Source organism: Chitinophaga fulva (genome assembly GCF_012927205.1).
Lineage (GTDB): Bacteria > Bacteroidota > Bacteroidia > Chitinophagales > Chitinophagaceae > Chitinophaga > Chitinophaga fulva.
The window spans coordinates 1,152,607-1,165,547 of sequence record NZ_JABBGC010000002.1; the positions used below are offsets into that span (position 1 = coordinate 1,152,607).

Annotated in this window: 11 protein-coding genes; 6 read left to right on the forward strand and 5 right to left on the reverse strand. The window is 49.9% G+C overall.

The window, feature by feature from the left end:
* Positions 1-162 precede the first annotated feature (162 nt).
* The 3 genes from HHL17_RS21295 to HHL17_RS21305 are packed head-to-tail and all read left to right on the forward strand — an operon-like array spanning position 163 to position 6,040.
* Complete coding sequence (locus tag HHL17_RS21295; protein ID WP_169226806.1) at positions 163-3,501, forward strand: TonB-dependent receptor; 3,339 nt, start codon at positions 163-165, stop codon at positions 3,499-3,501.
* 18 nt (positions 3,502-3,519) lie between these two features.
* Positions 3,520-5,313, forward strand: a complete 1,794-nt coding sequence (locus HHL17_RS21300; protein WP_169226807.1) for a RagB/SusD family nutrient uptake outer membrane protein — start codon at positions 3,520-3,522, stop codon at positions 5,311-5,313.
* Positions 5,314-5,332: 19 nt separating this feature from the next.
* Positions 5,333-6,040 (forward strand): DUF3823 domain-containing protein, encoded by a 708-nt coding sequence (locus tag HHL17_RS21305; RefSeq protein WP_169226808.1) that lies wholly within the window; start codon positions 5,333-5,335, stop codon positions 6,038-6,040.
* Positions 6,041-6,181: 141 nt separating this feature from the next.
* Here HHL17_RS21305 and HHL17_RS21310 read toward each other — a convergent pair whose 3' ends face one another.
* The 5 genes from HHL17_RS21310 to HHL17_RS21330 all read right to left on the reverse strand — a co-directional run bounded on the left by HHL17_RS21310 (position 6,182) and on the right by HHL17_RS21330 (position 9,561).
* Entirely contained in the window at positions 6,182-7,450 is a 1,269-nt protein-coding gene (locus HHL17_RS21310; RefSeq protein ID WP_169226809.1) for a hypothetical protein, read from the reverse strand.
* Between the two features lie 99 nt (positions 7,451-7,549).
* Positions 7,550-8,188, reverse strand: a complete 639-nt coding sequence (locus HHL17_RS21315; RefSeq protein WP_169226810.1) for a suppressor of fused domain protein — start codon at positions 8,186-8,188, stop codon at positions 7,550-7,552.
* A gap of 19 nt (positions 8,189-8,207) precedes the next feature.
* Complete coding sequence (locus tag HHL17_RS21320; protein WP_169226811.1) at positions 8,208-8,720, reverse strand: DMP19 family protein; 513 nt, start codon at positions 8,718-8,720, stop codon at positions 8,208-8,210.
* 13 nt (positions 8,721-8,733) lie between these two features.
* Positions 8,734-9,057, reverse strand: a complete 324-nt coding sequence (locus HHL17_RS21325; RefSeq protein ID WP_169226812.1) for a hypothetical protein — start codon at positions 9,055-9,057, stop codon at positions 8,734-8,736.
* Positions 9,058-9,075: 18 nt separating this feature from the next.
* A complete protein-coding gene (locus tag HHL17_RS21330; protein ID WP_169226813.1) occupies positions 9,076-9,561 on the reverse strand; it encodes a hypothetical protein in 486 nt (161 codons plus the stop codon).
* A gap of 211 nt (positions 9,562-9,772) precedes the next feature.
* On the opposite strand from HHL17_RS21330, the gene HHL17_RS21335 reads away from it, so the two are divergent.
* The 3 genes from HHL17_RS21335 (at position 9,773) to HHL17_RS21345 (ending at position 12,935) form a co-directional block, all read left to right on the forward strand.
* A complete protein-coding gene (locus HHL17_RS21335) occupies positions 9,773-11,773 on the forward strand; it encodes a sensor histidine kinase (protein WP_169226814.1) in 2,001 nt (666 codons plus the stop codon).
* A gap of 4 nt (positions 11,774-11,777) precedes the next feature.
* Complete coding sequence (locus HHL17_RS21340) at positions 11,778-12,515, forward strand: LytR/AlgR family response regulator transcription factor (RefSeq protein ID WP_169226815.1); 738 nt, start codon at positions 11,778-11,780, stop codon at positions 12,513-12,515.
* 90 nt (positions 12,516-12,605) lie between these two features.
* Positions 12,606-12,935, forward strand: coding sequence for a DUF4870 domain-containing protein (locus HHL17_RS21345; protein WP_169226816.1), 330 nt, complete (start codon positions 12,606-12,608; stop codon positions 12,933-12,935).
* Positions 12,936-12,941 lie beyond the last annotated feature (6 nt).

Below are 12,941 nucleotides of genomic sequence, written 5' to 3' on the forward strand. Positions count from 1 at the left end.
CTAAGATTATTGATCTCTAAACCCAAACACTGCAAATCTATGCAATTGGATTGTTATGTTAAAACCGTGCCCGTAACACGGTTTTTGTTCACCAGTCGCCCGGGAAGGCGACAGGCAACAACGCCTCAGGGCCGTTGCCTCCGTAATAAAGTCATCAGGGTTATGAAGCTAACCGCTATACTGCTCACACTATTCTGTATCCAGGTATCTGCCGGTGTATCTGCACAACAGCTCACCGTGTCGGTAAAAAACAAACCGCTCGAAAGCATCTTCGCGCTGATAGAGCAACAGAGCCACTACACCTTCGTGTACCGCGATGAATGGCTGGCCGGCACCAAACCGGTCAACCTCAACATATCCCGCGGCAGCATCGACCAGGTAATGAAAGCAGCGCTCCATCAACAGCCACTCTCCTACGAGATCATCGACAACACCGTGATCGTGACCCGCAAAGCCGCAGCCGGCAGCATCGCCCCCACCGCCGTGGTGGCAACTATCAGCGGCCGCGTAACGGATGAAAAAGGCAACCCACTGGCCTATGTCAGCATCAGTATCAAAGGCACGCAGAAAGGCACTCACTCCGATGAAAACGGCGCCTTTAAACTGGAAGCCCGCGAAACAGATGTACTGGTGTTTTCCCTTGTGGGGTATACGCCCCGCGAAATGGTAGCCGGTAATCAAACTACTTTACAGGTGACCCTCACGCAGGCTATCAGCGACCTTAACCAGGTAGTGGTAGTAGGTTATGGTACCCAGAAAAAAGTCAACATCACCGGCGCCGTTGCCGCTGTAAAAGGACAGGAAATCGCCAAATCTCCCGTCACCAACATCAGCAATGCCCTGGCTGGCAGGCTCCCCGGCATCCGCGCGGTACAGAACAGCGGCGAACCCGGCAAAGACGGCTCCCGCATCGACATCAGAGGGTTCGGCGAAGCCCTCGTGATCGTAGACGGCGTACCTTCTACCTTCGACCAGCTCGATCCATCCGAGATAGAAAACATCTCCATCCTGAAAGACGCTGCCGCCGCAGTATACGGTATCAAAGCCGCCAACGGCGTGGTGCTGGTGACCACTAAAAGAGGGAACCTGTCCAGACCGAAAATTACGTACAACACCTACTTCGGCCTGCAAAGCAATGCCCGCTATCCCCGTTATGTGAACGCAGCTGAATTCGCAGAACTGACAGACGAATCGCAGCTCAATCAGGGCCTCGCTCCGGTGTATGGCGCAGATAAAGTACAGAAATACCGCGAAGGCCAGCCCGGCTACGAAAGCACCGACTGGTACAAAGCAGCCATCCGCAAAAACACGCCACAGCAATATCATAACATCAACGTAAGCGGCGGCACAGAGTCCACCCGCTACTTCTTCTCCCTCGGGTATCTCAACCAACAGGGCATGTGGAAGAGTGGCGACACACGCTTCAACCGCTACAACTTCCGCAGCAATATCAGCACTAAAATCAACAAAAGACTGACCGCAGAACTCAACCTCGGCGGCCGTCTCGAAAACCGCCACTATCCTGCTGCCGAAACAGTGACACTGATGGACCAGGTACAGCGCGCCTATCCAACCTACCCGCTGTACGCCAACGACAACCCTGAATATTACGCCGTGACCAACTTCAGCCAGAATGTACTGGCTTCTATGAACAGTGACTATTCAGGATATTCCGCTCAGAAATACAAATACCTGAGCGGCATCGCTTCGCTTACCTACGACATTCCGTTTGTAGATGGACTGAGCGCAAAAGCCCTCTACTCCTACCAGTCCGGCACCGCCAACAATAAGAAATGGGTGAAACAATTCAACCTGTATAACTATAACGCCGCTACGAACAAGTACGACGTAGGTTATATCGGCAATTCCCCTACCAACCTGAAACAGGATGAACAACAGGAAGAGAACAGCCTCGCACAGCTATCCCTCAACTATGTTAAAACTTTTGCCCGTGACCATCATGTCAAAGGCTTGCTCCTGTTTGAACAACGGCAAACAATCGGCAGTCAGTTTGAGGCCTACCGCGAGTTTATGCTCGATGCACTGGACCAGCTTTTCGCCGGCGCCAATACTAACAAAAACAACAATGGCAAGGCCAGCGAAGCGGCTTATATGGGTTATGTAGGCAGAGTAAACTATGATTACAAAGACCGCTACCTGCTGGAGCTGGGCTTCCGTTACGATGGCTCTTACAAACTGGCGCCCGATCACAGATGGGGTTTCTTCCCCACCGTGTCTGCCGGTTGGAGAATGAGCGATGAAGCCTTCTTCCACAATATGACCCGCCTCGTCAACAACCTTAAGATCAGAGGTTCCTGGGGCCAAATGGGCGACGATGGCTCCGCTAATCCTTTCCAATACCTCACCGGTTACCGCTATCCGGAAGGTGGCTACATCTTCGGCAAAAATATCGTTGGTGGCTTAACACCTTCCGGCCTTCCCAATCCGCTCATCACCTGGTTTAACGCCACTACTGCTAACATTGGGTTTGAAGCAGGGTTCCTGCAGAATATGTTCACCGTTGAGCTGGACTTCTTCTCCCGCAAACGTACCGGCCTGTTCGCGCAAAGAGTGCTTTCCCTGCCCGGCACCTACGGCGCCGGTCTGCCGGCTGAAAACCTGAACAGCGACCGCACACAGGGTTTCGAGCTGGTATTGGGCTACAATAAAAAAATCGGTGACGTGGTGCTCAACGTATCTCCCAATATCACCTGGACGCGTACACGTAATTTGTACCAGGAACGCGCCAGCTCCACCAACGCTTTCGCCAACTGGAAAGACAACAATAACGACAGATGGAGCAATATGATCTGGGGATATAAAGCTGCAGGCCAGTTCCAGAACCAGGAAGAAATTGCCGGCTGGGCCATACAGGACCGTAAAGGCAATACTACCCTCAAACCCGGCGATCTCAAGTATGAAGATCTCAACGGCGATGGTATTATCGACGGCAATGACCGCACCGTTATCGGTCGCGGCAACACACCGGAACTGTTTTATGGCCTGAACCTCGCCGCCACCTGGAAAGGCTTCAGTCTCTCTATGCTCTTCCAGGGCGCTGCCAATTACAATATCCTGATAGACGGCGCTATGAGAGATCCGTTCAGCAACGGCGCTAACGCATTTGCCTACTTCACCGACCGCTGGCACCGTAGTGATCCGTACAACCCGCAGAGCGAATGGGTACCGGGCAAATATCCTTCTACAGTAGCCAATGGCCTGGACAACAATAGAGGGGTGTCTTCCTTCTGGCTGAAAGACGCGTCCTACCTGCGTCTGAAGACCGTAGAGCTGGGATACTCCCTGCCGAAACCGATGTTATTGAGAGTTGGTATTGAACAGGTACGGTTCTACTTCTCCGCACAGAACCTGCTCACCTTCTCCAACCTGAAATTCATTGATCCGGAAATGCCGACCAACGATGCTACTAATGCTGCTGGTAACGGCAAGTACTATCCGCAGCAACGGGTACTCACACTGGGCATGAACCTGCAATTCTGATCTTCTTAATTATTCGTCATGAGAAAACTACATAAACATATATCCTTTGCGCTGATGCTGACCCTGTCGGCCTCCTGCAACAAAGATTTCCTGGAGAGGAAAGCACAGGACATCATCTCCGATGATGCCGCCTATGGCTCTGTATCCGGTGTACAGGCACTCACCGCCAACCTCTACAACAATATGCAGACCGAAGCCTTTGACTACTGGGTGGAAGGGAATCAGGCTGCTTTTCCCAGTCAGGCCAGCGATGAAGCGGTTCGCTCGTATAGCTGGGGCGCTACACTTGATCCCATCCTCGGCGATGAAATGTTTGGTTGGTGGAAGTATGACTTCGTGAGAAATGTGAATGATTTCATCGAAAAAGTCCCCAACGCCAAAAATATCTCCGAAGAACAGAAGACCCGCTTCCTTGCCGAGGCCCGCTTTGTCAGGGCGTTTTATTACTTCTCGCTGGTAAAACGTTATGGTGGCATTCCGCTGATCACAAAAGTACAGCAGTACAACGGCAACCTCGAAGAGCTGAAAGTGCCGCGCAACAAGGAACAGGAAGTATATGACTTCATCGCCTCCGAACTGGATGCCGTGATGGGCCAGCTTCCGGAATCCTACAATGCTGATGAACGTTATCGTGCCACCCGCTATGCAGCCCTTGCCTTAAAATGCCGCGCCATGCTGTATGCCGCCTCCGTAGCCAAATACGGCTCCGTACAACTCGGCGGCGCAGTAGGCATTGCGGCTAACGCCGACGGCTATTGGCAGAAAGCTTACGATGCTGCCCAGCAGATCATCAATTCCGGAAAGTTCCAGCTATTCAATGGCTACAGCGATAAAACAGCCAACTTCCAGCAGCTGTTTTTAACCGGCGCCGATCTCGACAAAAACAAAGAAGTCATCTTTGTAAAGACTTACCAGTCGCCCGACCTGGCGCATGGATTCGATTTTTACAACGCTCCCCAGAGCTTTAAAATTGACTATGGTTGCGCCACCAATCCAACGTTGGAACTGGTGGAAAGTTTTGAATACACCGATGGTACGCCAGGCAAACTGAAAATTAAAGACGCGGCTGGCAATCCCATCCTGTATAAAAACACCGCAGACCTGTTCAAAGACAAAGACCCGCGCTTCCTCGCCAGCATCCTGTATCCGGGCGCTCCCTGGCAGGGTGGCATGGTAGAATTAAGAAGAGGGGTGATCGATAACGGCGTACAGTTCACTTCCGCTAACCTGACAGATACTTATGGCAGCGGCGCCAATAGCACCCCACGCGTGGGCAAAGATGGACCATTGCTCAGTGGCGACCCTACCAAAACAGGTTTCTACGTTAAAAAATTCATGGACCCGGTCAACAGGCTGGCAGACGGCCGTTCTACCACGCCATGGATTGTATTCCGCTACGGCGAAGTGCTGCTGAACTACGCAGAAGCCGCCATAGAGCTGGGTAAAACCGCCGATGCGCTGAATGCCATCAACCAGTTGCGCGACCGCGCGGGCATTAAAACCCTCGGCAGCATCACCCGTGATCAGGTAAGGCATGAAAGGCAGGTAGAACTGGCCTTCGAAAACCACAGATGGTGGGATATCTGCCGCTGGCGCACCGCCACCGATCTGCTGAACAATACCCAGTTCCACGCATTGTATCCGTGGCTCATGTGGGAAAACGGCAAATCACCGGCCGACATGCAATACACCTTCGAGATCGTGCCGGCGCCTAAAAACACGCGCACCTTCCTCTCCCGGATGTATTACCAGCGCATCCCCACCGGCGAGATCGACAAAAACAGCAACCTCGTGCAAAACCCGGGTTTCTAACTAAAACAAAAGACAACACATGAAACAACATATCATCAATAGCTGTATAGCGCTGCTGCTGGGCAGTGCAGTGCTGACCAGCTGCAAGAAAGACAACTACCCTGCACCGGATGCCAGTATCCAGGGGCGGCTGACCGATATCAAAACCAATGAAGCCGTACCCGTGCAGGCCTTCAACGGTGCCGTTCTCCGCTACTATCAGGTAGGATACAGCAGCAGCAATCCCAATCCTATCAATACCGCTGTACATCCCGACGGCTCCTACAACAATAACCTGCTCTTTACCGGCAGGTACCGCATCGTGGCAGAAGGACCGTTCTACTACAAAGACACCGTGGTAGTGGATATTGCCGCCAATACACAAAAGGACATTCCCGTTACGCCCTTCCTGAAAGTAACAGCTGTCACCAGCAACGTAACCAACAACAGTGTAACGGTGAAGTACACGGTGAAACACAACGGCAACACCCAGAAAATATCCAGGCTGGTAGCCATTATTGGCACCACCGAAGGCATCGATGTAAACAGTTATACTTTTAATGACATACAGGATGTACAGAACGTACCGGACGAAACAGTAGAAGCCACCACCTACGAAAAAACATTCACCGGCCTCAAAGCCGGCGCAGTGTATTATATCCGGGCTGCCGCCCGTATCAGTGGAGCTGATAATCCTGCCGGGTATTATAATTATACGCCTGTTATCAAAATAACAACGTCAAAATAGACTGGTAAATCATTCCAGCCCCAATGCAAACCATAGAGGCAGGTTAGCAGTGATTCACATCATCCACGGCACTCGGCTGTCTTTATATATCAGTTCAACCTTCAGGTCAATGGCCTGAAGGTTGCTGATTTTTAGCCGTTATTATATCAGCCTTTTCACCCGGAACACACCATCTATTTTGTGTTCCCGGTATACAACATGGTCACCTTCCGGCTTCTGCGAACTGGCACGGTCCAAACGGAACGTATCGGTCATATACTCACCAACCGCGCCAACTCTGGCCACATCCAGGTAACCAGGACTTGGCAGCGAAGTCTGACCAGCTTGATAAAAACTCATGAAAATATGGTTGCCTGTCCGCTGCATCTGAAAGTGCGTTTCTACTGACCAGGAGCGGCGTCCTTCCGGAGCGCCCATCCAGAACACGCTGCATTCCGGAGAGGAACCTTCCCAGGGCAGGCCACCAATACGGGTAACCCCATTGCCGCTGCTACCAGTAGCGGCTCCCAGCTGCTCCCAGGCGCCACCGTCTACTCTCAGGGCAATGCCTTCCGGCATCACAAAGATGTTGGCGAGCACCAGCCCTATGGCGCCGTTCTTTAATTTAATCCGCACACTGACAGTAGCCGGATTCGTTGCCGGAATATCACCAGGCGCCTGGTACACCGCATGGCTACCGTCAGGCAATAACTTACCGGCACCAGCCAGTTCCCATTTTTCGATGTACTTTAAAGGGAGATCATTTTTCGGACTGTTGATGTAAGTCTCCACTCCTTCCTGCGTGAGTGGCGATAACAGGTCCTCCATATTGGCACTGAAGTAGCTTTTGGCCGACAGCTTCACCGTGCTTCCCGGATCAACAAACTGAAGTCCCGGTTCAATGAAAACAGCTTCAAAGAAGCTCCAGTCGCTGAAGTGCGTGGTTTTCACACTGACGGTTTTCATTTCTTTATTCAACTGCACACCGCCTACGGCCTTCCACTTACCCTGATCGTCCTGGTAAGCGATGCCCAGCGCTTCCACGAAAGTTCGCCCCAGATCACTGTTTTCATAATGAATGGTAATCGTCGCAGGTTTCGTCAGCGTTTGATGAGGCGTGATGCGGAAAGCTTTGCCCAGCCCTGCTATGTTGGTATTGGTAATGGGTTGTATAGAGAAAGTGGTTTCTCCGTTGACCGCGCCGGCGGGGATTTCTATAGAAACGCGGTTGTCTTCCATGGCAATGGTACCACCGGCAGTCCCAATCACTTTCGTGACCGGCGTTCCGTCAACGACGCCTACCGGCACTACCACGCCACTATTGTTATTGTCACCACCGGGATCGGGAACAGGTTGCGGGTTAATTTTCTCTTTTCCCTGGCATGCAGCCAGGAGTATGGCCAGCAGCGTGACCTTCCAAAAATGTTTCATGTTCAGCATTTAACGTCAGGGGTTATTTGATTGACGGCACAAAATTACCCTGCGCTGCTGTGGAAGGTCTCAGTACTACTACGGAGAAAAAAAATTACGTTATTTTCTGTCCAGATCAGTGATAAGTAATTCGTTGTTGGGCTTAAGCTGCTGTATCAGCTTCTCACATTCCTCGGTGGTGGGGTGCTGCATCAGCGCTTCGTATTCTTTTGTGGTGATGCCCACCATTTGCAGGAAAGTCACTTCGCCATGCGGCGTTGCGATAGTTCCCAGTTCAGGGTCACTGACAAAAGCCAATGCTGTGATATCGGTATTATATTCCAGCCTGATAGGCCCATTGGCCGGCATGAAATGAAATGCTTCAAACCACCTGCCGGAGCTGAATACATACTTGGCGATGTTCTGCAGTAAGTTACAGGCCCAGCTGTGATTATCCGCTTCGCCAGTTTTCTTCAGCCTGAACGTCAGCTCAAATCCATATTTGCTATGGTCTCCACCGGCGGCTTCTTCATCGTAATACAGTTCAGAAAAACCATAGGTCACAAAATGCAGATGGTCCTTGCTTTCATAAACGCTGATACCATCCAGCGGATTATCGCCACCCAGTGCATAATACAGTCCGGGAGCGTAATGTTTGGGCTCCTGGCCCGGGTACAGTTTCCCCATGGCCTCGTCGATACAATCCCAGCCTACCGCATCGTCTTCGCTGAACTGCTGCTTGTATTGTTCAATGTTCATGCTATCAATATCGAATTGGTTACGCTTCTGCTATCTTCACAAATGAAGACAGATGTGCTTCAATATAATTCCTGAAACGCTTCACCTCCTCATCCATAACATCATAGAAAGCAGCATCCAGCGGTTCAAATGCAGTGAACTGCTTATAGAGGACAGAGAATTGTTCCAGGTCCCTTTCCTGGTCAAGGAGCGTTTGATTCTCCTCATAAATCGTCATGGCCTTTTTGACAAGAGCGGCGGTCTCATTCATCGACCATCTTTGGAGGTCTTCCACAAAAACGGCATCAAAAACAAACTGCCCATATCCATTGTGAATCAGTTGCAAAAAGCCACCGTTGGTAACCTGCCCATAAAGCGCATTGTATATTAACAGGGTGTGCTGATCATCACTCAGCTGATCAAGAATTTCTTCTTCATCTTCTGCTTCTTCGATAGCGTCCTCGTAGGGCCCCAGTATCGTATAAATAAAATCCCAGTCTTCCGTGCCTGCGGCTTCGATTGCGTCCTTGCTGACAGTTGGTAAAAATTCCATGATATTGTTCTTTTTATTGTTCAATTTCTTCTTCAAAAGCCGACCGTACCCAGTCATCCCCGACAAACTGCCGGTCTGCAAACTCGCCACAGACCATATCTGCCACCTCATTCAGGGAGGCATCCAATGCCACGATATCCCGCAGACAGACCAACACTGCTTGCTCTTCTGCCGCCACCAACGCTTCTTCCGTGGTGGCGTTCAGAAATTCTTCCGTCAGGAACTGCCAGTATCCATCGTGTTCATGTACCACGCGTAACACCGGTAACCGTCCTTCTATAAAACCTTTCGTGCTGAATACGCCCAGTGTTTCCGGTTCCCGGAATTCAAATGCCATGACACCTGTTTTATCTTATTAATAATATTCCAGCTTCACGCCATCAATAATCAGCTCCTCACAACTTAACGTCATAAAAGCGCTGCCATAATCGCCTGTCACCTGATCGTTCATCGTCTCCAGCATGGCGGACTTAAACGCGATCTTCCTTCCGGGGAGCTTTCCAAAAGCATCCGTTACCGTTATCTCTCCGTCGAGGCCCTTCTTGTTTTGCATGAAGGCCCGTAATAAAGGGATGCTCTGCTTTTCAAAATCTGCCGACAGATAATGCCCCCGGGGCGCATCAGCGGGACCAGGCTTGCCATTGACAGAATCCTGTACAGGCGTATTCAACGTCCTGTTATAAGAAACGGTGAATGACCTGATCACAGCAACCACCTGACTGTTTCCCGTTTTCACCATCAACTCTATTTTGATGCGTCTTTCTTCCGATTGCTGCGCATGAGCTGTTCCCATGGAAAGATAAAGAAAAGCCAATGCAAAAATCCAAAACTTCGTTTTCATAATATATTTTTTTCTTTAACAAGATTAGAATTTTACACGCGCTCGCCGCAACTTGAATTGGCATTTGTTTACTTTTAATTGTTATTTGGACACATACCGCAGAAATCCGGAAAACGGGCCACCGGCAAGATTTATCACCCCCTCCCAACATACGTTCCTTATATTTTGTCAGTCATATAACAATCGATATCTTAGCCATCATTTAACTTATATGTCAGTAAAAAGATGCTTTAATAGATATAGCTGTGGCGTCCTGTTTTGTATGCTGATGTGGGGTATTGTGCATGCCCAGGAAATCTCTCCCATAGAGAAAGCCGCCAGGGAAGGTTATAGCAAACGGTTTACGGATTCAACGGCCAGCATACAAATACAACTGAATGCGCTCAGGCTTGCCGAAGAAAAGAAAAGTAAGGCGGACCAGGCCATTTGCCAGGCATACCTGGCAATGACACACCGACGGCTGTTACACCTGAAAGAATTTACCCGGTATGCTGAACAGTCTTATCATATCGCTGGCACCACTTCAGATGCCAGGGCCAAAGCCTTTGCTTCCTGGGCAATGGGATCGCTGAAGTCTTATATAGAGGATAAATCCAGGGCGCTTGACTATATGCTCGAAGCCTATGGGCTTTTCACTAAGCTGGAAGCCAATGACCTGTGCGCCAGGATCGGCGCCGACATCTCGTACCTTTTCTCTCCGGGGTCGGAAGAAAAGGTGAAAAAGTATGCCGATGCGGCACTCGCCTACGCTGAAAAAACCGGTGAACCGGAAAACATACTACATGCACGCCTGGCGGTAGGCAGCTATCTTTCAGACCGCACCGCCTCCGGCGATCATGGCCAATGGCAGGAGGCAGTCACATTTTTCAGGCAAACCATTGAACTGGCAGAAAAAGAAGAAACAAAGATCATCAGCAAGAGCAATATCGGTATCGCCTATATTAACCTCGCGGTACTTTATTTAAATAGTCACAAACCTACAGATGAACAAGCCTTCCTGGCCTGCCTGGAGAAAGCCTCCCACATCGCGCAGCAATATGACCTGAAAAATGTTTACCGCAGCGCTATCGGGTTACGCGGACAATTCTTCCTGGAAAAAGGTGAATACCGGATAGCGGAAAACCTTTTCAAGACCGGCATCGCTTATCAACAGGCACTCCCCTACAAAGACAACTATCTGCTGGCTGCCTTCTACGGATGCCTGAAAGACCTGGCCGCCCGCGAAAAAGATTATGCAGCCTATTATGCCTACGATATTCCTTTTGTCCGGTACAACCAGTTGAAATACGATGAATCCACCCAACAAATGCTGCAAAATGCCGATGCAAGGTTTGAGTCAGATAAGAAGATCACCCGTATCTCGCAGCTGGAGCAGGAAAATCAGCTCCAAAAGAAAAATAAACTGTTGGGTTATGGTATCGCTGCGGTATTGCTGACCGGGCTCGTTTTTATGTACCGGTCTTACTACTACCGCCAGCGCTACTACCAGAACCGGGAAGACATCCTTCAGCAGCAGCAGGCCAACAACGAGCTTCGGATGCAGCTGATGGAAAAGGAAACACTGGAAAGCCTCGCCGAAAAACTGTCGCTGGAAAGAAGACTGCTCCAGTCACAGATGGACCCCCATTTTATTTTTAATGCACTGGGAAATATCCAGGGGATGATCCTTCAGCAAGACACCGCGCTGGCGGTGGCCTACCTGTCTAAATTCGCCCGGTTGAGCAGGCGGGTGCTGGAACACTCCCGAATGGAGAAAATCACGCTGGAAGAAGAAATCGAAACACTGAAAAACTATATCGAATTACAACAGCTGCGGCTGAATAAAGGTTTTGACTACCACATTGAATGTGAAACGTCCATAGACCCGCAGCTGCTCCTGCCGCCGTTATTGATACAGCCATTTGTGGAAAATGCCATTGAACACGGCTTAAAGCCACTGGCCTCCTCCCAGCGCGGACTATTGAGCATCCGGTTTCATGAGCAAAGTAATGAGCATATCCTGGTTTGTACCATTACGGATAACGGTATCGGGCTAACGGAATCCAGGCGCCGCAAAACACATGACTCACACCGTTCCCTGTCAACAAAAATTACAGATGAACGATTGTTGCTGATGTTGAAAGACAATCCACACACCCGCCTGGAAGTCCGGGAGCAGCCGGTGACAGATGGACAAGGCACCATCGTAACATTATACATCCCCATAATATAAAATAATGTACAGAACGATCATTGTAGAAGACGAATACCGCCTGAGGGAAGCACTCTCCATTCTGCTAGAGATGGTAGCACCGGAAGAGGTGCAAATTGTTGGTTATGCCGAAAGAGAAGATGAGGCCGTCAAACTCATCGACAGGCTCAAACCGGACCTGGTGTTCATGGATATCATGCTAAAGGAAGGAACAGGCTTCGATGTGCTCAACCAGATTGCGCACAAAGCGTTTCACCTGGTATTTACAACCGCCTATGAAGAACACGCCATCCGCGCCTTTAAGTTCAGCGCTATCGACTACCTGCTGAAACCCATCGACGCAGAGGAGCTGAAAATGGCACTGGAGCGGATAAAAGATCTTCAGGGACGTTTCCTGGCAGAAAAGCAGCTGAGTGAACTGAACACCAGCCTGGAGAAAACGCCCAAAAGACTGGTGCTCCCCACGCAGGAAGCCATGCACGTTGTTAAGATCGATCAGATTATCCGCTGCGAGACATCCGGCTCCTATACCACCTTTTATCTTACAGAAGGAAAAAAAATCATTGTATCCAAACCGCTGAAAAATTATGAAGACATCCTGGTGCCACCGGACTTCTTCCGGGTGCACCAGTCACATCTGATCAATGTCAATTATATTCTCAGCTATTCACGGGAAGGGCTTGTGCAAATGGAGGACAATACCACCATTCCCATATCAAGGGGCAATAAGGAAGCTTTTTTCAAACTCATGAAAGACGGATGATGACGAATACAAAGCCAAAGCCGCCGAACGTCAAACGACAGTTCCTGCATTTGCCGCCATGACTACCTTTGGCAGCAAATGATCTAAACAATGAACAACAAAACCATTTCTATCCTTAGTTATGTGACAATCATCGGTTGGATAGTCGCTTATGTAAAAAGCAAAGATCTCTCCCCCAAAAGCGATCTGGTCGTGTATCACCTTAAACAAGGCCTGGGCTTTTTCATTTTGTCAGTGCTTATCAATGTTGCCCTTTCCGTTACCGTGTCCATCGTCCCTTCGCTTAGTTTCCTTACCTATATCGGGCTCGCGCTGCTGATTCTTTGGATATTCGGCATTATCAATGCTGTCAACGAGCAAAAGAAACCTATCCCGGTAGTAGGGAAAATGTTTGAGGATAAGTTTGCCTTCCTCGACTAAGTACCA